At 66.3% G+C, this 21,462-nt stretch carries 20 protein-coding genes and 1 riboswitch; of the genes, 16 read left to right on the top strand and 4 right to left on the bottom strand.

Annotated elements, in window-relative coordinates:
- Positions 1 to 20 precede the first annotated feature (20 nt).
- Together ACCD06_RS10575 and ACCD06_RS10570 are read left to right on the top strand one after the other, a co-directional pair.
- Entirely contained in the window at positions 21 to 806 is a 786-nt protein-coding gene (locus ACCD06_RS10575) for an amino acid ABC transporter ATP-binding protein (RefSeq protein WP_109152860.1), read from the top strand.
- A gap of 162 nt (positions 807 to 968) precedes the next feature.
- Positions 969 to 2,054, top strand: a complete 1,086-nt coding sequence (locus tag ACCD06_RS10570) for a pyridoxal phosphate-dependent aminotransferase (RefSeq protein ID WP_109155821.1) — start codon at positions 969 to 971, stop codon at positions 2,052 to 2,054.
- A 335-nt stretch (positions 2,055 to 2,389) separates the two neighbouring features.
- Here the strand turns inward: ACCD06_RS10570 and ACCD06_RS10565 are convergent, their stop codons facing one another.
- Complete coding sequence (locus ACCD06_RS10565; protein ID WP_413340535.1) at positions 2,390 to 2,632, bottom strand: hypothetical protein; 243 nt, start codon at positions 2,630 to 2,632, stop codon at positions 2,390 to 2,392.
- Positions 2,633 to 2,716: 84 nt separating this feature from the next.
- Positions 2,717 to 3,694 (bottom strand): 4-hydroxy-3-methylbut-2-enyl diphosphate reductase, encoded by a 978-nt coding sequence (gene ispH / locus ACCD06_RS10560; RefSeq protein WP_413340533.1) that lies wholly within the window; start codon positions 3,692 to 3,694, stop codon positions 2,717 to 2,719.
- A gap of 220 nt (positions 3,695 to 3,914) precedes the next feature.
- On the opposite strand from ispH, the gene ACCD06_RS10555 reads away from it, so the two are divergent.
- The 5 genes from ACCD06_RS10555 to gcvPB all read left to right on the top strand — a co-directional run bounded on the left by ACCD06_RS10555 (position 3,915) and on the right by gcvPB (position 9,394).
- Complete coding sequence (locus ACCD06_RS10555; protein ID WP_413340531.1) at positions 3,915 to 4,451, top strand: hypothetical protein; 537 nt, start codon at positions 3,915 to 3,917, stop codon at positions 4,449 to 4,451.
- A gap of 204 nt (positions 4,452 to 4,655) precedes the next feature.
- Positions 4,656 to 4,771, top strand: a riboswitch (glycine riboswitch).
- A 171-nt stretch (positions 4,772 to 4,942) separates the two neighbouring features.
- Complete coding sequence (gene gcvT, locus ACCD06_RS10550; protein ID WP_413340529.1) at positions 4,943 to 6,055, top strand: glycine cleavage system aminomethyltransferase GcvT; 1,113 nt, start codon at positions 4,943 to 4,945, stop codon at positions 6,053 to 6,055.
- A gap of 51 nt (positions 6,056 to 6,106) precedes the next feature.
- Positions 6,107 to 6,481 (top strand): glycine cleavage system protein GcvH, encoded by a 375-nt coding sequence (gene gcvH, locus ACCD06_RS10545; RefSeq protein ID WP_413340527.1) that lies wholly within the window; start codon positions 6,107 to 6,109, stop codon positions 6,479 to 6,481.
- Position 6,482: 1 nt separating this feature from the next.
- Complete coding sequence (gene gcvPA, locus ACCD06_RS10540; RefSeq protein ID WP_413340524.1) at positions 6,483 to 7,826, top strand: aminomethyl-transferring glycine dehydrogenase subunit GcvPA; 1,344 nt, start codon at positions 6,483 to 6,485, stop codon at positions 7,824 to 7,826.
- A complete protein-coding gene (gcvPB, locus tag ACCD06_RS10535; RefSeq protein ID WP_413340522.1) occupies positions 7,823 to 9,394 on the top strand; it encodes an aminomethyl-transferring glycine dehydrogenase subunit GcvPB in 1,572 nt (523 codons plus the stop codon). The genes gcvPA and gcvPB overlap by 4 nt, the downstream gene beginning before the upstream one ends.
- A 194-nt stretch (positions 9,395 to 9,588) precedes the next feature.
- On the opposite strand, the gene ACCD06_RS10530 is transcribed toward gcvPB, so the two are convergent.
- Positions 9,589 to 9,804, bottom strand: a complete 216-nt coding sequence (locus tag ACCD06_RS10530; RefSeq protein ID WP_085089505.1) for a hypothetical protein — start codon at positions 9,802 to 9,804, stop codon at positions 9,589 to 9,591.
- A gap of 189 nt (positions 9,805 to 9,993) precedes the next feature.
- Between ACCD06_RS10530 and ACCD06_RS10525 the strand changes: the two genes are divergently transcribed.
- The 8 genes from ACCD06_RS10525 to ACCD06_RS10490 all read left to right on the top strand — a co-directional run bounded on the left by ACCD06_RS10525 (position 9,994) and on the right by ACCD06_RS10490 (position 19,572).
- Positions 9,994 to 12,639 carry a glycosyltransferase gene (locus ACCD06_RS10525; RefSeq protein ID WP_413340519.1) on the top strand — a complete coding sequence of 882 codons (2,646 nt, stop codon included), beginning with the start codon at positions 9,994 to 9,996 and terminating at the stop codon, positions 12,637 to 12,639.
- 225 nt (positions 12,640 to 12,864) lie between these two features.
- Positions 12,865 to 13,092 carry a hypothetical protein gene (locus tag ACCD06_RS10520; protein ID WP_109155833.1) on the top strand — a complete coding sequence of 76 codons (228 nt, stop codon included), beginning with the start codon at positions 12,865 to 12,867 and terminating at the stop codon, positions 13,090 to 13,092.
- A 32-nt stretch (positions 13,093 to 13,124) separates the two neighbouring features.
- Entirely contained in the window at positions 13,125 to 13,727 is a 603-nt protein-coding gene (locus tag ACCD06_RS10515; RefSeq protein WP_413340517.1) for a hypothetical protein, read from the top strand.
- A 204-nt stretch (positions 13,728 to 13,931) separates the two neighbouring features.
- Positions 13,932 to 15,014 (top strand): phosphotransferase family protein, encoded by a 1,083-nt coding sequence (locus tag ACCD06_RS10510; protein ID WP_413340515.1) that lies wholly within the window; start codon positions 13,932 to 13,934, stop codon positions 15,012 to 15,014.
- Positions 15,014 to 15,406 carry a DUF6285 domain-containing protein gene (locus tag ACCD06_RS10505; protein ID WP_109155836.1) on the top strand — a complete coding sequence of 131 codons (393 nt, stop codon included), beginning with the start codon at positions 15,014 to 15,016 and terminating at the stop codon, positions 15,404 to 15,406. Before ACCD06_RS10510 ends, ACCD06_RS10505 begins: the two co-directional genes overlap by 1 nt.
- Before the next feature lie 135 nt (positions 15,407 to 15,541).
- Positions 15,542 to 17,683, top strand: a complete 2,142-nt coding sequence (uvrB, locus tag ACCD06_RS10500) for an excinuclease ABC subunit UvrB (protein ID WP_413340513.1) — start codon at positions 15,542 to 15,544, stop codon at positions 17,681 to 17,683.
- An 80-nt stretch (positions 17,684 to 17,763) separates the two neighbouring features.
- The gene (locus ACCD06_RS10495) at positions 17,764 to 18,663 is read left to right on the top strand and encodes a lytic transglycosylase domain-containing protein (RefSeq protein WP_247871150.1); all 900 of its coding nucleotides are present in this window, start codon (positions 17,764 to 17,766) and stop codon (positions 18,661 to 18,663) included.
- A gap of 45 nt (positions 18,664 to 18,708) precedes the next feature.
- Complete coding sequence (locus tag ACCD06_RS10490) at positions 18,709 to 19,572, top strand: alpha/beta fold hydrolase (RefSeq protein ID WP_413340511.1); 864 nt, start codon at positions 18,709 to 18,711, stop codon at positions 19,570 to 19,572.
- A 41-nt stretch (positions 19,573 to 19,613) separates the two neighbouring features.
- On the opposite strand, the gene ACCD06_RS10485 is transcribed toward ACCD06_RS10490, so the two are convergent.
- On the bottom strand, positions 19,614 to 20,783 hold the full coding sequence (locus ACCD06_RS10485) for an alpha/beta hydrolase (RefSeq protein ID WP_413340509.1): 1,170 nt from the start codon (positions 20,781 to 20,783) through the stop codon (positions 19,614 to 19,616).
- Between the two features lie 187 nt (positions 20,784 to 20,970).
- Here ACCD06_RS10485 and ACCD06_RS10480 point away from each other — a divergent pair, with 187 nt between their 5' ends.
- Positions 20,971 to 21,459 (top strand): hypothetical protein, encoded by a 489-nt coding sequence (locus ACCD06_RS10480; RefSeq protein ID WP_413340507.1) that lies wholly within the window; start codon positions 20,971 to 20,973, stop codon positions 21,457 to 21,459.
- The last annotated feature ends 3 nt before the right edge of the window (positions 21,460 to 21,462 follow it).

Raw genomic sequence — 21,462 nt, 5'->3', positions numbered from 1 at the left:
CAAGGGAGACTAGAAGACCCATGTCCCAGGCCATGTCCCAGGGCACCAAGCCGAAGCACACCCTCAGCGGCGAGGAGATCATCCGCTGCACGGGCGTCAACAAGTGGTACGGCGAGTTCCACGTCCTGAAGAACATCAACCTCAATGTCCAGAAGGGCGAGCGCATCGTCGTCTGCGGCCCGTCGGGGTCGGGCAAATCGACGATGATCCGCTGCCTGAACCGGCTTGAGGAGCATCAGAAGGGCACGATCGTCATCGACGGGATCGAGCTGACCAACAACCTGAAGAACATCGAGCTGGTCCGCCGCGAAGTCGGCATGGTGTTCCAGCACTTCAACCTGTTCCCGCATCTGACGGTGCTGGAGAACTGCACGCTCGCCCCGATCTGGGTCCGCAAAATGCCGAAGGCGGAGGCGGAAGAGCGGGCGATGAGCTACCTGACGCGGGTGCGCATCGCCGAACAGGCCAAGAAATATCCCGGCCAGCTGTCGGGCGGTCAGCAGCAGCGTGTCGCCATCGCGCGGTCTCTGTGCATGAGCCCGAAGGTGATGCTGTTCGACGAGCCGACCTCCGCGCTTGACCCCGAAATGGTCAAGGAGGTGCTGGACGTCATGATCGGGCTGGCCGAGGACGGCATGACCATGCTGTGCGTGACGCACGAAATGGGCTTCGCCAAGTCGGTCGCCGACCGCGTCATCTTCATGGACCGCGGCGAAATCGTGGAGCAGGACACGCCGGACGCGTTCTTCTCCAACCCCAAGTCGGAGCGCACGCGCCTCTTCCTCAGCCAAATTCTAAACCACTGATCCGGGCAGCAGGCCGGCGCTTCCGTCCGGCCTGCTATTTGGAAATAAAACACCTCGAGTTGGGGTGCGCGACGCAATGTCCTGTGGCGTCGCGCACCAGTTTGCGGTTCAATCGGTCGCCCGACGTGCTGTTCGACCGATCCGCTTACGGAGACCGAGGTTATGGACCTGCTCAGCCCCCGTCCCAGCGTTGGCCAGATCAAGCCGTACCGACCCGCTCGCCCGCCTCGCGACGGCCGCCGGTGGATCGACCTGTCGCTGACCCACAATCCGCTCGGACCCAGCCCGCTGGCGCTGGACGCCTATTGCGAGGCAGCCACGCGCATCCATTGCTATCCCGATTGGGATCAGGAACCGCTGCGCCACGCCATCGCGCGCCGTCATTCCATCGATGCCGACCGCATCGTCTGCACCGCCGGGTCGGAGGAACTGATCCATCTGGTCGCCCAGGCCTTCGCCGGCCCCGGTGACGAGGTTCTGTGCCACGAGCGGGGCTATCGCGGATTCCTCAAGGCGATCCGCGCCGCCGGGGCAACCGCAGTCGTGGCCGCGGAGCGCGACATGGTGGTGGATGTGGACGCGATGATCGACCGCGCCAGCGAGCGCACGAAGATCTGCTTCCTCGCCAACCCCAACAACCCGACCGGCACCTACATCCCGGCCGAGGCGGTGCAGCGGCTGCGCGCCGGCCTGCCGTCCACCACACTGCTGGTGCTGGATTCGGCCTATGCCGACTATTGCCGGATGCCGGACTACAGCGACGGGACGGAGATCGTCGAGAATTCCGACAATGTTCTGCTGATCCGCACATTCTCAAAGATGCACGGGCTGGCGGGGCTTAGGGTCGGCTGGGGCTATGGTCCCGCCACGGTGATCGAAGCGGTGAACGCCATCCGCGGTGCCTTCAACGTCTCGCTGCCCGCCCAACTGACCGCCGCCGCCGCTCTCAGCGACGCGGAGCATGAGGAGGCGACCTTCGCCCACAATGCGCGGTGGCTGCCCTGGCTGTCACGCGAGTTGGAGCGGGTGGGGCTGCGCGTCTATCCCAGCGTCTGCAACTTCGTGCTGGCCCGCGTGCCGACCGATCCGTCGCTGGGCACCCAGGCGGTCATCGACCATCTCGCCCACCGTGGCATCCTGGTGAAGCCGGTGACCGAGTACGGCCTGTCCGACTGCCTGCGCATCACCATCGGCCGCGAGGAGGAGAACAAGGCGCTGGTGGTGGCTCTGGCGGAGATTCTCGGTTGATCAGGCCGGCCGGAGGCTGCGACGGAACGACGCGAACAGAACCCACGGATTTTCGCCTCTTTTGATGCAGATCAACGAACGGTCTATGCGCTTCCGGATAAGGTCCTTCTTGTCTCTAACCCTCCCTGTATCACTGAGCCGGAGCATCCGCATGGATGTCTCCGGCTTTTTCTTTTCGGTCGGGGGAGACGGAAAGTGCCTGTCCGTTGACCTGCATCAAGGCGGGAGGGGGTGGATGGGCGTAGACCTTTGACTGTCTCTAACCCTCCCTGTTTCACAGGAGGCCCCGGTTCCGGTGCCTCCTGTTTTTTTGTCCGCGTTTTGGACGGCAACGCCTATGAGGGCGGGCGCGTGCGGTTCCAGCGCAGGACCAGCCCGATCACCGACAGCGGCACCACGATGACGGCGCCGATCAGGATGTAGGGCAGGGCCCAGCGGCCGGCGTCGATCATCAGTGCGGCGATGTCCTGCACCGTCTGCCAACTGTTCGTCAGGATGCTGGCCGGATCGATGCGCAGGAACGACAGCACGAAGCCGACGACGAAGCACAACACCAGCGTCCGAATGATCCAACCCACCAAGGCTTCACCTCACGCTCGTCACGGCGGAGCGTGTGCTCCGCCTGAAGCAACGCGCCGCCCCGCGACCGGGTTCCGGCGCCGTCAAACGACCTCCCGCTCCACCGATAACGCGCGCGGCAGCTTGAAGACGATGTTCTCCGTCGCCGTGCGCAGCTCCTCCACCGTCACGTCGAAACGGGCGCGGGCGGCTTCGATGACCTCCTCGACCAGCACTTCCGGCGCCGACGCGCCGGCGGTGATGCCAAGGCGGGCGACGCTGGACAGCGCGTCCCAATCGATGTCGGCGGCGCGCTGGACCAGTTGGGCGGCCGGGCAGCCATGGGTCTTCGCCACCTCCACCAGCCGCTTGGAGTTGGAGGAGTTCGGCGCCCCCAGCACCAGCAGCGCGTCCACCTTCGGCGCGATGGCCTTCACCGCCGCCTGACGGTTGGTGGTGGCGTAGCAGATGTCTTCCTTCTTCGGCCCGGCGATGGCGGGAAAGCGGGCCTGCAGCGCGGCCAGGATCGCCGTCGTCTCGTCGACCGACAGGGTGGTCTGGGTGGCGTAGGCGAGGTTTTCCGGGTCGCGGACCTCCATCGTCGCCACGTCGGCCACCGTCTCCACCAGCACCACGGCGCCGTCGGGCAACTGGCCCATGGTGCCGATCACCTCCGGGTGGCCGGCATGGCCGATCAGGACGATCTGCTTGCCTTCGTCGAAATGCCGTTCGGCCTCGCGATGCACCTTGCTGACCAGCGGGCAGGTGGCGTCGAGATAGAACAGCCCGCGCGCCTCGGCCGCCTGCGGCACCGATTTCGGCACGCCATGGGCGGAGAAGACCACCGGGCGGCCGTCCGGCACCTCGGTCAGCTCGTCGACGAAGACGGCGCCCTTGGCTTCCAGGCTTTCGACCACGAACCGGTTGTGGACGATCTCGTGCCGGACATAGACCGGCGCCCCATAGCGGTCGATCGCCGTCTCGACGATCTGGATCGCCCGGTCCACCCCGGCGCAGAAGCCGCGCGGCGCCGCCAGCAGGATCGTCAAGGCCCGGGTGGCCTGGGGAGAGGTCGTGGTCATATGCGCTGTACCGCCCTTGCGTGGAGTGGGTCGCCCTTAGGTGGTCCTGCGCCAGACGGTCACAAGGGATAGAACCGCCGCGCGGTCTTGTGCCGGTCAAGCTGGGACACTAAAGTCGCGGTCCAACAGCCCGTCAACCGATCAGGCCGAACCGATGGACCGCCGCGACCGTAATATAGGAACCCCCGCCCGGAAAAGCCCGCTGGCGTCCCTCTTTGGGATGGTCCGCCCTGCGCTGCTCGCGGCCGGGGCCGTGCTGGTGCTTTCCGGCTGCTCCGGTATGGGGATGGGCCCGACGAATCCGTCGGAGGCGGCGCTGGCCTGCCCGAAGGTCAACATCGTCCGCGACCTGCAGGAAGTGACGGTCTTCCGCCCCGGCGGCAAGGACCTGACCGATCTGGAGTCGCGCGCCGCCCTGGTCGATTTCACCGGCAGCTGCGACTACACCAGCAACGGCGTCACCGTGAACGTGAACGTCTATCTGGTGGCCGAGCGCGGCCCGGCCTTGCCGGGCAACACCGCCAAGTACCAGTATTTCGTCGCCCTGGCCCAGCCGGACGACACACTGGTGTCGAAGGCCTATTTCGACACCGACGTGACCTTCGTCCCCGGCCAGCCGCGCGCCGGCACCCGCGAGGAGCTGACGCCGAAGATCCCGCTGCCCAAGGACGCCAACGCCAAGGATTGGAAGATCTATCTTGGCTTCCAGCTGACGCCGGAGCAGCTGAACTTCAACCGGACGCAGATGAAGAAGTAAGCGCTGCGGTTCATCGGTGCCGGAGCCTTCCCTTTTCGACCGTCATTCCCGCGAAGGCGGGAATCCAGCCGCATCAACCGCTTGACCTGCAAGCCTGGATCCCCGCCTTCGCGGGGACGACGGCTGAAAAGGGTGCGGGTTTGGCACCGGATCCGCTGATTGACAAACTTGTCTATTCGCGACAGTGTGCCGCCATCACGCCGATGATCCCTCGCGGGAGAGATCGCTTGTGAGCTTGTCGTAAATCGACAGGTTCTCAGGCGGCGCCGAAGGAGCAACCGCCCCCGGAAACTCTCAGGCAAAAGGACCGCAAGGGGATAAGGCAACTCTGGAAAGCAGCCTCGGCGCTCACCCGCCGCGACTCACCGAAGGAGTAAACCGGGTGTCCGGCTCGACCAGACGGCGGTGAATCTCTCAGGTCCAAGACAGAGGGGGCAGCTTCCTGCATCGATCCCGATGCGGGCGCTGAAACCTTGTCGGAGGACCCGCGCGTGACCGAGGCCGCAACCGCTCTCAAGACCACCCCGCTGCACGCGCTCCATGTCGAGCTTGGCGCCCGCATGGTGCCTTTCGCCGGCTATGACATGCCGGTGCAATATCCGCTGGGCATCCTGAAGGAGCACCAGCACACCCGCGAGAAGGCCGGGCTGTTCGACGTGTCCCACATGGGGCAGGTCCGCCTGACCGGCGACGATCCCGCCGCCGCCCTGGAAACGCTGGTTCCCGGCGACATCAAGGGCTTGGCGCAGGGCCGCATGCGCTACACGCTGTTCCTGAACGAACAGGGCGGCATCCTCGACGACCTGATGGTGACCAATGCCGGCGACCACCTGTTCCTGGTGGTGAATGCCGCCTGCAAGGAGCAGGACGTCGCCCATCTGCGCGAGAAGCTAGCCGGCAAGGCCGAGGTCGAACTGCTGGATGATCTGGCGCTGATGGCGCTCCAGGGTCCGATGGCGGCCAAGGTGATGGCCCGCTTCGTGCCGGAAGCTGCCACCATGAAATTCATGAGCTACCTGTCCGCCACCTTCAAGGGCGTGCCGGTGATCCTGACCCGCTCCGGCTATACCGGCGAAGACGGCTACGAGATCTCCTGCGACAAGGCCGATGCCGAGATGATCGCCCGCGCGCTGCTGGCCGAATCGGAGGTCGAGGCGATCGGGCTGGGCGCCCGCGATTCGCTGCGGCTGGAGGCCGGGCTGTGCCTCTACGGCCACGACATCGACACCACCACGACGCCGGTCGAAGGCGCGCTGGAATGGACGCTGCCGAAGCGCCGCCGCGCCGAGGGTGGCTTCCCCGGTTATGACATCATCCACCGGCAGCTGACCGAGGGCGCCACGCGCCGCCGCGTCGGCATCCAGCCGGAAGGCCGCCAGCCGGCCCGTGACCACACCGAAATCCAGGACGCCAACGGCAATCGCATCGGCGAGATCACCAGCGGCGGCTTCGGCCCGACCGCCGGCGCGCCGGTCGCCATGGGCTATGTCGACATCGCGAACTCCGCGGTTGGCACGCCGCTGACGCTGATGGTGCGCGGCAAACCGCTGCCCGCTCGCGTCGCCGCCACGCCCTTCGTGCCGCAACGCTATTACCGGGGCTGACGCCTCTCTTCCCAGACCGCAAACAACCGTTTTGAACAGGGAACTTTTCCGATGAGCAAGAAATTCACCAAGGACCACGAGTGGGTTCAGGTCGATGGCGATGTCGCCACCGTCGGTGTCACCGACTTCGCGCAGAGCCAGCTGGGCGACGTCGTGTTCGTCGAGCTGCCCGAGGCCGGCCGCGTGCTGGAACAGGGCAAGGAAGCCGCCGTCGTCGAATCGGTGAAGGCCGCCAGCGACGTGTACGCCCCGGTCTCCGGCACCGTGGTGGAAGCAAACCAGGCCCTGGTGGACGATCCGTCGATGGTCAACAGCGCCGCCGAGACTGACGGCTGGTTCTTCAAGCTTCAGTTGAAGGACGCCTCCGAACTCGATGGTCTGATGGACGAATCGGCCTACAAGGCCTTCGTGGAGGAATCCCACTAACATGCGCTATCTGCCCCTGACCGAGGCCGACCGGCAGTCGATGCTGGAGGCCGTCCGCGCAACATCGGTCGAAGACCTGTTCCGCGATGTTCCAAAGGCGGCCCAACTGGCCGGCCCGATCGGGGACTTGCCCAACCATATGGGCGAGCTTGAGGTCGAACGGCTGCTGGGTTCCATGGCGGCCAAGAATGTGCCGGCCGGTTCGGTGCCGAGCTTCCTCGGCGCCGGCGCCTACCGTCACCATGTGCCGGCGACCGTCGACCATCTGGTCCAGCGCGGCGAGTTCCTGACCGCCTACACGCCGTACCAGCCGGAGGTGAGCCAGGGCACGCTGCAGGTCCTGTTCGAATTCCAGACCCAGGTCGCGCTGCTGACCGGCATGGATGTGGCCAACGCCTCGATGTATGACGGCGCCACCTCCTGCGCCGAGGCGGTGATGATGGCGAACCGCGTCACCCGGCGGAAAAAGGCGATCTTGTCCGGCGGCCTGCACCCGCATTACCGCGACGTGACCACCACCGACGCCCGTTTCATCGGTTTCGAGGCAGTGGCTATGCCGGCCGCCCCGACCGGCGGCGAGGATCTGCTGGCGCTGGTCGACGACAAGACCTCCTGCGTCGTCGTGCAGAACCCGGACGTGTTCGGCCATGTCCGCGACTACACCGATCTGGCCGCGGCCTGTCAGGCCAAGGGTGCGCTGCTGATCGTCGTGGTGACGGAAGCGCTTTCGCTCGGCCTGCTGACGCCGCCGGGCGACATGGGCGCCGACATCGTCGCGGCGGAGGGCCAGTCCTTCGGCAACGCGCTGAACTTCGGCGGCCCCTATGTCGGGCTGTTCGCGGTGAAGGACAAATATGTCCGCCAGATGCCGGGCCGCCTGTGCGGCGAGACGGTGGACGCCGACGGCCGCCGGGGCTTCGTGCTGACGCTCTCCACCCGCGAGCAGCACATCCGCCGCGAGAAGGCGACCTCGAACATCTGCACCAACTCCGGCCTGTGCGCGCTGGCCTTCTCGATCCATGTCAGCCTGCTGGGCGAGGCCGGGATCACGCAGCTGGCCCAACTGAACCATGCCAAGGCGGTCCAGATGGCCGACAAGCTGGCGGCGGTTCCGGGCGTGCAGGTGCTGAACGACGGCTTCTTCAACGAGTTCACCGTCAAGCTGCCGAAGCCGGCCGCCGCGGTGGTCGAGGAACTTGCCAAGCGCCGCATCCTCGGCGGTGTGCCGGTGTCGCGCCTCTATCCGGGCGAGATGGAAGACCTCCTGCTGGTCGCCGTCACCGAAACCAACACCGACGCCGACATGGATGCTTTCGCCGCCGCTCTGACTGAGGTTCTGGCATGAGCATGAACAACCAGGGCCGTCCCTCGGCCATCCCCGCGAACTCGGGCACTTTCGACAACGTGACCGGCACCGTCACCGGCAATCGCGGCCTGCAGATCGAAGAGCCGCTGATCTTCGAACAGGACAGCGCAGGGCGCACCGGCGTCGATCTGCCGGATCGGCCAAAGGTGGCATCGCGCCTGGGTGCGGTGAAGCCGCGCGCCAAGGTCGGGCTGCCCGGCCTCGCCGAGCCGCAGGTGGTCCGCCACTACACCCGCCTGTCGCAGAAGAACTATGCCATCGACAGCGGGTTCTATCCGCTGGGCTCCTGCACGATGAAGCACAACCCGCGCCTGAACGAGAAGATGGCGCGGCTGCCGGGCTTCTCCGACGTGCATCCCATGCAGCCGGTCAGCACGGTGCAGGGTGCGCTGGAACTGATGGACCAGTTGGCCCACTGGCTGAAGACGCTGACCGGCATGGCCGCCGTGACACTGGCGCCCGCCGCCGGTGCCCATGGCGAGATGTGCGGCATCATGGCGATCCGAGCCGCGCATGAGGCCAAGGGCGACAGCGGCCGCACCAAGATCCTCGTGCCGGAAAGCGCCCACGGCACCAACCCGGCGACCGCCGCCGCCTGCGGCTACAGCGTCGACGCCATCCCGGCGACCGCCGACGGTCGCGTCGATCTGGAGGCGCTGAAGGCCAAGCTCGGTCCGGACGTGGCTGGCTTGATGCTGACGAACCCCAACACCTGCGGCCTGTTCGAACGCGACATCATCGCGATCGCCGAGGCGGTGCATGCGGCGGGCGGCTATTTCTACTGTGACGGCGCCAACTTCAACGCCATCGTGGGGCGGGTGCGTCCGGCCGACCTCGGCATCGACGTCATGCACATCAACCTGCACAAGACCTTCTCCACCCCGCATGGCGGCGGCGGTCCGGGGTCGGGGCCGGTGGTGTTCGCGGAGTCGCTGGCGCCTTACATTCCGGTGCCCTACGTCACCCATGGGAAGGACGGCTTCGCGCTGGTGGAGAACGCTGGCGACGGCTTGGCCTTCGGCCGCATGAAGGCCTTCCACGGTCAGATGGGCATGTTCGTCCGCGCGCTGTCCTACATGCTGAGCCATGGCGCCGACGGGCTGTGGCAGGCGTCGGGCGATGCGGTGCTGAACGCCAACTATGTCATGGCACGGCTGGAGGACGTGATGACGGCCTCCTTCGAAGGGCCGTGCATGCACGAGTGCCTGTTCGACGACCGCTTCCTGAAGGGGACGGGGGTCACCACGCTCGACATGGCGAAGGCGCTGATCGACGAGGGCTTCCACCCGATGACCATGTATTTCCCGCTGGTCGTCCACGGTGCCCTGCTGATCGAGCCGACCGAAACGGAAAGCAAGGCCAGCCTCGACCAGTTCGTCGACGCACTCCGTGCGCTGGCCGAGCGGGCGAAGTCGGGGGATGTGGCTTACTTCCAGGCTGCGCCGCGCCTGACGCCGCGCCGTCGTCTGGACGAGACGGCGGCGGCCCGCAAGCCGGTCCTGCGCTGGAGCCCGCCGGTGGTGGCGGAAGCCGTCGCGGCCGAGTAAGGGGTTGCTGCGGGTGCCCCCACCCTAACCCTCCCCCGCCCTCGGTCGGCCGAAGGCCGATCCGATCGCGGAAGAGGGGACTGCCGCCGCTGCGGCGGTTAGATCACGCCGACAACGCTCCTACGCCCTCTCCCGCGATCGGACCGGCCTTCGGCCGGCCGAGAGCGGGGGAGGGATGGGGAGGGGGTAGCGGCTCACTTGTCGGTCTTGTCGACGTACTTGTCGGCCTTTTTCTGATCCTCGGCGGCTTCGCGGGACATTTCCTCGCCGATCTTGGGGTCGATGCGCTTGGCTTCCTCGATCAGGTCGCGCGCCTTGCGGGGATCGCCGCCGGCGGCCTTGTCCAGTGCCTGCTCGGCCAGATCGTGGGCCTTCTTGTGTTCCGGGCTGTCTTCGTGGCGGGTGGCCATGGGGCGCTCTCCTGTGTTTTGGGGAGTATGGAACCGGACGTCGTCCAACAGGAGGCGACCGGCAGGGTTCCGTTCTCCGCAGCGCACAAAAAATTTTTGGAAGTGACGGAATAGGGAAGTCGGTCTGCCCGTTTGTGCGGATGTCCGGTGGCGAACGGCCACCCAGCAACAGGGCAACGCGAACTCCCCATGAGCAACCCGAAGAACTCGATCCGGCGCGCAGCCATCGCCGCCGCACTGCTGGCCGTGACCGCCGGCCACGCGTCCTTCTGGTCCTGGCGCAACGCGCCCACGGCGGTGGACGCGGAACCCGGCCGCATAGAATCGGTGTCCTATTCGCCCTCGGGCCGCAGTTACGACCCCAATCACCAGCCGATCGTTCCGCGCAAGGACATCGAGAAGGACATGACCGCCATCGCCGGCTTCGCCGATGGCGTCCGTACCTACTCGACGCTGGGCTCGCAGGGCGAGGTGCCGGAGATCGCGGTGTCCAAGGGGCTGGACGTCACGCTCGGCATCTGGCTGAGCAAGGACAAGGTCCGCAACGAGCGGGAGGTGATGCACGGCATCGCGCTCGCCAAGGAATTCCGCGGCATCAAGCGCATCGTCGTCGGCAACGAGACGCTGCTGCGTGCCGAACTGACCGATGCCGAACTGGCCGGCTACATCAAGCGCGTGCGCGCCGCCGTCCCCGCTTCGATCAAGGTCGGCACCGCCGACGTCTGGTCGGAGATGGTCAAGGCCGACGCCACGGTGAAGGCGTCCGACTTCATGGGCGTCCACGTGCTGCCCTACTGGGAAGGCGTGCCGGTCACCGATGCGCTGACCTGGATCCGCGACCGGCTCGACACCGTGCGCAAGGCGCATCCGGGCAAGCCGCTGTTCGTCGGCGAGGTTGGCTGGCCGTCGGGCGGCGAGAACTTCCACGACGCCTATCCGACGCCGGAGGCGCAGGCCGCGGTCGTCCGCGGCTTCGCGGCGGAAGCCAATGCGCTCGGCATCCATTACAACGTCGTCGAGGCTTTCGACGGCATCTGGAAGTCGACCATCGAAGGCTCGCCCGGCCCGACCTGGGGCGTGCTGGATGCCGACCGTCAGCCGAAATGGTCGATGACCGGTGCGGTCGCCGCCCCCTATGGCGACCGGGTCGGCGCGGGCGTCGCGCTCGCCGTCGGTCTGGCCCTGTCGGCTTTCGCCGTCTTCCGTCGCCGGACCAATGCCGGCTTCGCCCTGGCCGCCTCGCTGGGCGCCAACATCATCGGCTTCGCCATCGGTTCGGCCGTCGCCGGCGCCTTCGCCGAATATCTGACCTTCGGTGCGCTGACCACCTGGGGCTCCGCCTTCGCGCTGGGCGCCCTGATGATGAGCGTCGCCTTCGCCGATCTGGTGGATGTCGCCCGCCGGCTGCTGACCGGCCGCGCCCCGGCGCTGCTGCCGCATGCCGTGCCCAGCATCGACCACAAGCCGATGGTCTCCATCCACGTCGCCGCCTGCCGCGAGCAGCCGGACGTGCTGAACGCCACGCTGGCCTCGCTGTCGCGGCTGGACTACTCGAACTATGAGGTCGTCGTCCTCATCAACAACACCGAGGAGGAGCATCTGGTCCGCCCGGTCGAGGAGATGTGCCGGGCGCTGGGTCCGAAGTTCAAGTTCCACTGGTACAAGAAGATTTCCGGCTTCAAGGCCGGCGCCCTGAACGCCGCCCTGCGCCACACCGATCCGTCGGCCGAGATCGTCGCCGTGCTGGACGCCGACTACACCGTGTCGCCCGACTGGTTGTCGAAGCTGGCTCCGACCTTCGCCGATCCGTCGGTCGGCATCGTCCAGGCCCCGCAGGAGCACCGCGACGGCCACGAGACGGCGCTGAAGGCCGCCATGACCGCCGAATACCGCCCCTTCTTCGACGTCGGCATGCAGGAAGGCGTGTCGTCCCAGGCCTTCATCTGCCACGGCACGATGATCATGCTGCGCCGCTCGGCGATGGATCAGGTCGGCGGCTGGTCGGAAGCCGGCATCTGCGAAGACACCGAACTGGGCCTGCGCATCCTGTCGGCCGGCTACCGCGCCGCCTACACCGACGAGCGGCTGGGTGCCGGTCTGGCCCCGGACAACTTCATGCAGTTCCGCAAGCAGCGTGACCGCTGGGTTTTCGGCTCCACGCAGATCGTCCGCGTCCATTGGAAGAAGTTCCTGCTGGGTTCGGCCGAGCTGAGCGCGCGGCAGAAGCTGGGCTACGTCACCAACTGGATCCGCTGGTGGTCCGACGCCGTCGGCCTGTTCGCCGCCGCCGCCGCCGTGGTCTGGACCTTCGCCTCGCTGGTTCTGCCGCTGCACCTGCCGCCGGTGGCCGCCACCGCCGCCGTGCTGGGTGCCCTGGTCCTGCGTGCCGGCTCCAGCCTGCTGGCCTCGCGCTATGCTTCCGGCAACAGCTGGAAGGAAAGCCTCGGTGCGTGCGCCGTCGGCATGGCGCTGTCCACCACCGTCGCCCTGGCCGTCGTCCGCGGTCTGGTCCGCAAGCACGACGCCTTCCGGGTGACCGCCAAGGGCGGCAAGCGCACCGCCGGCCGCTTCTGCGCCAAGCCCGAAGCCTGGTTGTCCGCCGCCCTGGTCGCCTCGTCGGCCACCGCCGCCCTGGTCAACCCGCTTGGCACCCTGTCGCTGGAGCTGTGGTCGGTGCTGCTCGCCGCCATGGCGGTGCCGAACTTGATGGCCGTCGCCTTCGGTATCGGTGACATGCTGCCGGTCCGCGAAGCCAAGCCGGCTCCGGTCCCCGCCACCCAGCAGGCCGACACGGCCAATCAGGAGCAGGGGGCGAACCGTCCGGTTGCGGCGTAAGCGCTTCGCCCGGTGATCAGAACTTTACGTGCCGCGCCGCCCCGACCGTCGACGCGGCACGTTTCCTTTGGAACGCAATTGCCGCTTTTGGGTTGCATTCTCGTTGCGCAGCTCGCGAGAAATGTTATGTTTATGACGTCTCCATAATTGACATGACGAACCCTCTGCCTTAGAAGGCCGCAACACGGCGCATACCGTTCACGAGAGACAGGGTCACCCCGGCCAATGCCCATCCCGTTGGATCCAGTCCTGATCGAAGAGTTTACAAAGCTGCTCGGAAACGAAGGCATTCATGATATTTCCCATTGGGTGCTGCCGAACGACGATGTTCCCTTTGATGAAACGGTCGCCTTGGAGAGATATAAGGCGATGTTGGATGAGGAATTTGAAGCTTCGTCCGAAGGCATAAAGCAGATCGTTGCCAGCGAGGACGCTCAAAAAGCAAAAGCGTAGAGATTTCCGGCTGATGATCAGGTTTAAATGATATGTTTGATGCCTTGGATGATTTTGTTGATTTGCAAGATGAGGTTGCTGAAAGCAAGCGTACTGTCAGACGGTGCGCTTACCTCGCCCAGGCTTTCGGGTTTTACAATCAGAAGCTTCAATCTTCTGGTCTTGTAGATGCTGAAATGAACACAGCTCTTTTGCTGAGTGCAATGGAAAGTTACTTCATTGATGTTCGGCGCATTAAAGATTTCCATGGCATGGAGCGCATCGACCGCTACAAGATTGCCAGCTACACATTGAAGTGGCTGTGCAAGATTCGTCCGATTCAGGTCGGACCATTGGGCAGTTTGAGCCGGGACGTTCAGAAACGCGGTCTGGTGGTCAATGCAGACTTCGCGCTTACCCAGGCTTTTTCTATCGCCAACATCAACAGCAAGATCATCGGGACCCGGTTGAGGAACAGCATCCTCTATTCGGCACATTATCGCGACATCGATGGCGGCGTGATGGCGGTGACGCTGGAGGCGCTGGCCAACGTGACTCTGAAGACCCGGTTACTCGACGAAATCAAGCGCTTCGACGCCAAGCTGTTCGCCAAGGCATTAGGAACCGTAACCGGAGCCGCGCCGCGGACGATCTGATCGGACGGATTCAAGAGCCTGACCGCCAACGGCCCCTTTCCCGCCTGCAAGGGCGGGGGAGGGGCCAACTTTTTTGGGGGTGGAGTCGCTTTTCCCACCAAGGTGAAACTTGTCGGCAACAGCGCTTCGTGCCTACCATCGGCGGCTGAAATCGACAAAGACGCGCGAACCAACGCGCCAAGCAACCTCTGGAGGGAGAACGCCATGCACGTCGTCAAAGCGTCCGATCAGTCTCCGCCATCGCTGCTGTCGGGCGACAATCGGACTCGACTGGAAAGCTGGCTGGCCGCACAGGTCGGCGCATCCCGCGTCGTGGTGACTGAGGATGGACGGCTCGGCGGTGGCGCGATCTCTCTGAACCTTGCGGTGACTCTGGACATCGATGGCGGGCCGCTTGCCGGCCGGCATGCCTGCGTGCTGCGGGCCGAGGGCGGCGGGCGTATTTCGGCCAGCATCGGCAAGCTGCGGGAGTTCGTGGTGCTGCGCGCCGCCTTCGCCGGCGGGGTGATGGCGCCGGAACCGCTGTTCGCCTGCGACGATCCCGCCGTGCTGGGCCATGACTTCTACATCATGCGCCGCGCCGATGGGCTGGGCGCCGGCCATGCGGTGACGCGGTCGGAAGCGGCCCAACCGGAACTGGCGCGAGAGCTTGGCCGGCAACTCGGCCTGTTGCACCGGATCGCCCCGGAGACCGAGGGGCTGGAGAGGCTGGGCGAGGCGCCGGAATGCCCGGCGCAGGAGACGCTCTCTCAGTATCGCCGCTGGTTCGGCGACCTTGGACGCCGCGATCCGGTGATCGCCTGGGGCCTGCGCTGGATGGAGGTCAATGCTCCGTTGCCGGGTGCGGTGGTGCTGTGCCATCGCGACTTCCGCACCGGCAACTATCTGGTCAAGGACGGGGCGCTGACCGCGATCCTGGATTGGGAGTTCGCCGGATTCAGCGACCCAATGGAAGATCTGGGCTGGTTCTGCGCCCGCTCCTGGCGGTTCCGCCGGCCCGATCGCGAAGCGGGCGGCATCGCCGACCGTGCGGACTTCTACGCCGGCTATGAGGAGACCTCCGGCCGCCGCGTCGATCCGGCGCGTGTCGCCTATTGGGAGACGGCGGCCTACCTGCGCTGGGCGGCCATCGCGGTGGAGCAGGGGCTGCGCCACAGCTCCGGCGACGAGCCGTCGCTGGAACTGGCGCTGACCGGGCGAATGCTGCCTGAGATCGAGATGGACATGCTGCGCCATCTCCGCGCCATCGGCGGCATGGTGTCCGGTGCGGTGGAGAAGGTGGCCTGATGCGCGCCAATCCCGACGCCCGCGGTCTGCTGCAGATCGCCGCCTCCACCTTCCGTGCCGATGTGCTTCCCCATGTGGCGCCGGAAGCGCGCTTCGCCGCGCTGATGGTCGCCAATGCGCTGGAGATTGCCGAGCGCGAGTTGAAGGGGTTGGACACCGCCGGCCAATCGATGCTGGCGGCCCTCGCCCTGCTCTATGGCGAGGACGCCGACGACGCCCTGTCCGGCGACGACCTGCGCAAGCGGGTGGAGGCGCTCCAGCACCGACTGTGCATCGAGATCGCCGCCGGTGACTTCGACCAGGAGGGCCAGGACGTGCTGATGGATTCGCTGGAAGCCATCGTCCAGGCGCGTCTGGGGATATCGAACCCGAAGGCGCTGGGACCACAGTAAGGCGGTTCCGGGTCGGCGCTGCGTCTCGCATGCGCGGGGCGCAGTGCCGCTCAGCCTGCGCTCGACAGACGGGGGCGTTGCGGCCATATAATCGGTTCCCGTTCCGTACCCCTCCTCTGATCGGATCGCCGCCCCATGGCAAGTCCTGTTCTGTCCGCCATTCCCGCCCGGCCGCTCGCGAAGCTGGAAGCCGGAAAGCAGTTCGTCATTTCGTCGGAATTCGAACCCGCGGGCGACCAGCCGAATGCGATTGAGGAGCTGATTGCCGGGCTGCGGCAGGGCGAAAAGGATCAGGTACTGCTGGGCGTCACCGGGTCGGGCAAGACCTTCACCATGGCGCATGTCATCCAGACGGTGCAGCGTCCGACGCTGATTTTAGCGCCCAACAAGACGCTGGCGGCGCAGCTGTATGGCGAGATGAAGTCATTCTTCCCGAACAATGCGGTGGAGTACTTCGTCTCCTACTACGACTATTATCAGCCGGAAGCTTACGTTCCGCGCACCGACACCTATATCGAGAAGGAATCCTCGATCAACGAGCAGATCGACCGCATGCGCCACTCGGCGACGCGGGCTCTGCTGGAGCGGGACGACGTCATCATCGTCGCGTCGGTGTCCTGCATCTACGGTATCGGCTCGGTCGAGACCTATTCGGAGATGACGGTCGACCTGCGCAAGGGCGAGGTGATCGCCCAGCCGGAGTTGCTGCGCAAGCTGACCGAGCTTCAGTACAAGCGCAACGACGCCGCCTTCGGCCGGGGCCTGTTCCGCGTGCGCGGCGACACGGTTGAGCTGTTTCCGGCCCACATGGAAGACCGGGCGTGGCGCATTTCGCTGTTCGGCGACGAGATCGAGGGCATCCACGAGATCGACCCGCTGACCGGCGAGAAGCTGGCGGCGCTGGAGGCCGTGCGCGTCTATCCGAACAGCCACTATGTGACGCCGAAGCCGACGCTGAATCAGGCGATCAACCAGATCAAGAAGGACCTGAAGGATCGGCTGGAGGAGTTCGCCGCCGAGGGCAAGCTGCTGGAAGCCCAGCGGCTGGAACAGCGCACCACCTTCGACATCGAGATGATGGCGGCAACCGGGTCCTGCGCTGGCATCGAGAATTATTCCCGCTACCTGACCGGCCGCGCAGCGGGTGATCCGCCGCCGACCCTGTTCGAGTATCTGCCGGGCGACGCTCTGCTGATCGTTGACGAGAGCCACGTCATGGTGCCGCAGATCGGCGGCATGTATCGCGGCGACTTGGTGCGGAAATCGACGCTGTCCGATTACGGCTTCCGCTTGCCCAGCGCCAAGGACAACCGGCCGCTGAAGTTCGAGGAATGGGAGGGGATGCGGCCGCAGACGGTCTTCGTCTCCGCCACCCCCGGCCCGTGGGAGCTGGAGCGCACCGGCGGCGTCTTCACCGAGCAGCTGGTCCGCCCGACCGGCCTGATCGACCCGCCGGTTATCGTCCGTCCGACCGAGACCCAGGTCGACGACCTGATCGGCGAATGCAAGGAGGTGGTCGCCAAGGGCTATCGCGTGCTGGTCACCACCCTGACCAAGAAGATGGCCGAGGCGCTGACCGAGTACATGCACGAGGCGGGATTGCGCGTGCGCTACATCCACTCCGACGTGGAGACGCTGGAGCGCATCGAGATCATCCGCGATTTGCGGCTGGGCGCCTATGACGTGCTGGTCGGCATCAACCTGCTGCGCGAGGGGTTGGACATCCCGGAATGCGCGCTGGTGGCGATTCTGGACGCCGACAAGGAAGGCTATCTGCGCAGCAAGACCTCGCTGATCCAGACCATCGGCCGTGCGGCGCGCAACGTCGATGGCCGGGCGATCCTGTATGCTGACAAAATCACCGACAGCATGAAGTACGCCATCGACGAGACGGCGCGCCGCCGTGAAAAGCAGATGGCCTACAACCTGGAACACGGCATCACGCCGGAATCGGTGAAGAAGGCCATCGGCGACATTTTGGAAAGCGTGTTCGAGCGCGGGGACCATGTGACGGTGAAGACCGGCCTGAATTCGAACGAGCTGGTCGGGCACAACCTCAAGAACGTCATCGCCGATCTGGAAAAGCGCATGCGCGCCGCCGCTGCCGATCTGGAATTCGAAGAGGCTGCCCGCCTGCGCGACGAGCTGCGTCGGCTGGAGGCGATGGATCTGGGGCTGGAGACCCCCGGCAGCATCGGCATCAGCAGTGCGCGCCAAGGCCGCGGCATTCCCGAAGGTGCTCCGAAGAAGCAGGGTCGCCGCCGCCGGGGACCTTGACCAGCCCTTGTCGTCGGCAGGTTGCAACACCATACTTCCGCTTCCCGTGGGATGACGCGGGAAAGCAGGAGGGTCGAGGTTTGCTGGTTCGTCGTGTCGTGATGGTGCCGTTGATTGCGCTGGTGCTGTGGGGCGCCGGTATCGCGTCGGCACCCATCGCTACGGCGGCGGAAGCCAAATCCGCAGCGAAGCCGGACGCTGTGGCCGAATTGCCCCCGCCCTCGCTCAAGACCAAATCCACCGATTGCGAGCTGGCCGAGCAGGGCGACGCCAATGCCGCCTTCCGGCTGGCTCGTCGTTATCTGTTCGGGAAAGGCGTGCGCAAGGACCGGCGGCTCGGCACGGCATGGCTGCGCGCCGCCGCCTCGCGCGGGCATCCGGAGGCGCGGCGGCTGGTCAATTACGTTCCCGGCCGCATGGGGCGCATCCGTCCCTGGTGCCGTCCCGGTGGCGGCCCGGTGCGCGAGATCGGTCCTCCGCCGGCGGAGGTGGTGGCGCTGGTCAACTCGATCGCGCCGAAATACGGCATCGACCCCGCGCTGGTGCTGGCGGTGATCCAGGCGGAAAGCGCCTTCCGCACCGATGCGGTGTCGCCGAAGGACGCTGCCGGCCTGATGCAACTGATCCCCGACACGGCCGACCGCTTCGGCGTCGGCGACGTCTTCGATCCCAAGCAAAACATCACCGGCGGGGTGAAGTATCTGCGCTGGCTGCTGGCCTATTTCCAGGGCGACGTGACGCTGGCGCTGGCCGGCTACAATGCCGGCGAACGGGCGGTCGACCGCTACAAGGGAATTCCGCCCTATGCGGAGACACGCAACTATGTCCGTGTCATCCGCCGCATTTACGACGATACCCGGCACCCCTTCGACCGATCGGTGGCGGAACCGTCGCCGGCGCTGCCCGCCATCCGCGCTGCCGCAGGGCGCGATGCGGAGGCGGAGTTGCCACGCGGCGCCAAATCGCCGAAAAAGGGATGAGCCCCGTTGAATCGGGAAGTCAAATCCGAACAGGAGTGCCCGCCCGTGCCGATGTCCGAACGCAACGTCCTCGGCCTCAGCGCCGCCGGGTTTCACAAGATCGCCTACACCCAGTGGGGGCGTGACGATGCCGCGCGGACGGCCGTGTGCGTGCATGGGCTGACCCGCAACGGCCGGGACTTCGACCGGTTGGCGCTGGCTCTGGCCGACGGCTGGCGGGTTGCCTGCCCGGATGTGGTCGGGCGCGGGCGCAGCGACTGGCTGCCGGTGCCGGCGCTCTACGGCTATCCGCAATATTGCGCCGACATGGTGGCGCTGATCGCCCGTATGGGGGTGGAGACGGTCGACTGGGTCGGCACCTCGATGGGCGGGCTGATCGGCATGACGCTGGCTGCGCAGGCCAACAGCCCGATCCGCCGCATGGTCATCAACGACGTCGGTCCCTTCATCGCCCAGGCCGGATTGCAGCGGATCGCCGATTATGTCGGCAAGGACCCGGTGTTCGAGGATCTGCCGGCTCTGGAATCCTACCTGCGCTTCGTCCTGATGGGCTTCGGCACGATCAGCGATGAATGCTGGCGCCATATGGCGGAGCACAGCGCCCGTCCGCTGCCCGACGGCCGCTTCCGTCTTGCCTATGATCCCGCCATCGGCGAAGCGTTCAAGGCCGCACCCATCGCCGACGTCGACCTGTGGGCGCTGTGGGACCGCGTGCGCTGCCCGGTGCTGGTGCTGCGCGGCGCGGATTCGGACCTGTTGAGCGCCGAGACGGCGGAGCGGATGGCGACGCGCGGGCCGGGGGCGTCCGGTCTTGTGCGGGTGGTGGAATTTCCCAACACCGGCCACGCCCCGTCGCTGATGACGGACGAGCAGATCGCCATCGTCCGCAATTTCCTGGCAGGGGGCTGAGGAGGAGAGGGCGGCGGGCTGAACTCCCGCCGCCCTGGATGTCAGTTCACCCGGCGCAGCACTGTGTCGAGCCGTCCGTGGCCGTCCTTGTCCAGCCAACTCGCGGCAACGCGGCCGTCGGGGCGCAGGCGGTAGCGCAGGATGTTGCGGCCTTTCTCGTCGAAGACCAGTTCGCCATTCTCGATCCGGCCCTTGCGGCGCACCCGCTCGAAGGGCTGGTCGGCTTCCATGCCGGCGCCCAGCACATAATCGGCATAGACGGCGTCGCCCTCGGCTTTTTCCACTGACAGTGCGACCTCGCGGCCGTTGATGTAGCTGCCGTACCACATGCCCATGTAGGGGCGGAGAGTCGCGGTAGCGTCATTGCCCTTGGCGGAGCCCGACGCGTTGGCGGGCAGGGCGGCCTGCAGCAGTTCCGCGCTTGGGCTGCGGCCCCAGGATTCATCGCAGGGCGGGTCGTTCGGGGTCGGCGGCTCTTCGGCGAAGCGGACGATGCAGGCGCCGAAGCGGCGGACGAATAGGCCGGTGTTGGCAGCGCCATGGCCGGTCAGCAGAGACGGCTGGTCGACAATCAGGCTGCTCAGGCCGCGCTGGGACAGGATGTTGCGGGCCGGCTCGGCGCGCCCGCCCGGATCGAAATCGTCCCCATGGAAGAAGAACATCATCACCCGCGCCTGGCGAACGCCGCGCAGGATCGGCCAGAGCTGGGCGGCGTTCTCGCGATAGCTGTCGAATGCCTCGGTGAAGTTGCCGAAGGCTGCGGGGGCGGTGGCGATGACGGCGTCGATGGCGTTGGTCTGTCCGGCGGCGATCAGGGAGATGAAGGCGCCGAAGGATTGGCCGGTCAGGGTGACCCGGCGATACCCCTTGGCCTTCAGCGCTTCCGAATAGCTGGCGAGCGCACGGGAGCTGTTGGGCAGCGTGTCGCTGACCCGCATGCGGTCCAGCCGGTAGACGTCCCAGCCGGCGTCGCGCAACGCCTTCATGTAGAGCGGGGTGGGCGCCTCCGAATCCTCGGAATCCACCGAGCGGCCGTGGCTCCACACCACCGCACCGCGCGCCTTGGCCGGGCCGGCCAGCGACGTCTCCCCATAAGCGGATTTCAGAACGATCTGGGCCGCGGCCGGATGGGCCACCGTCATGCCCGCCGCAACAGCAATTCCGATCACCGCCACCAGTCCGAGAACAGCTCCCCGTAGTGTCCGAATCATCCCCACCGATCCCCCTGTACTGCGAGTCGGTTCAGGATTGCCGCGGTTCGTTAACGCGACCTTTCCGGCGTTCCCGCTGTCACGGGCGCCCGATTTTTGTCACAGGCGTGAACGCAAATAAGAATGACTCGCAATTGGAAGGAAGAGGCGCTAGGATGGTCCTGCAACCGGATGAAGGAGCTGCGGCATGTGCGGGACGATGGAAGAAGGGCGGTCGTCGCCCTGGACTGTGATGGACCTGACGACGGCCGAACGGGCTCTGTTGACGGGCGTCCGCCAGTGGTTCCGCGCCGGCACCGCCGGGGCGATGGCGTCGATGCGCATCGGACTGAATGTGGCCGGCGTACCGAACACCGCGCTGCTGCCGCTCTTCGCGCTGCTCGGCACCTTCGCGGTGGCGGGGGCCCGCAGACCGGAGATTCGCTGCCCGGCCTGCAGCCGCATCAGTGCCGACGAGGCGGCCCTGCTGGATTCCCTGGCCGCGGTCCAGAGCGGCGATGCGGAGGTGGCGGCGCAACTGTTCGACCGCTGGCTTCCGCCCGTGGCACTGTGCATGGCGGTCGATGCGATGGGCGAATTGGGCAACATCCTGGATGGCGCCCGCATCTTCCTGCCGCGCAGGCGGGCGGCCCGGCTGGTGCCCCTTCCGGCCGGCGCGGCGCTGGCGGCGGAATAGCGG

This window comes from Azospirillum sp. CT11-132 (assembly GCF_047302835.1).
Lineage (GTDB): Bacteria > Pseudomonadota > Alphaproteobacteria > Azospirillales > Azospirillaceae > Azospirillum.
The sequence above is the reverse complement of the archived record's forward strand: the minus strand, read 5'-3'. Positions and strand labels throughout refer to the sequence as shown.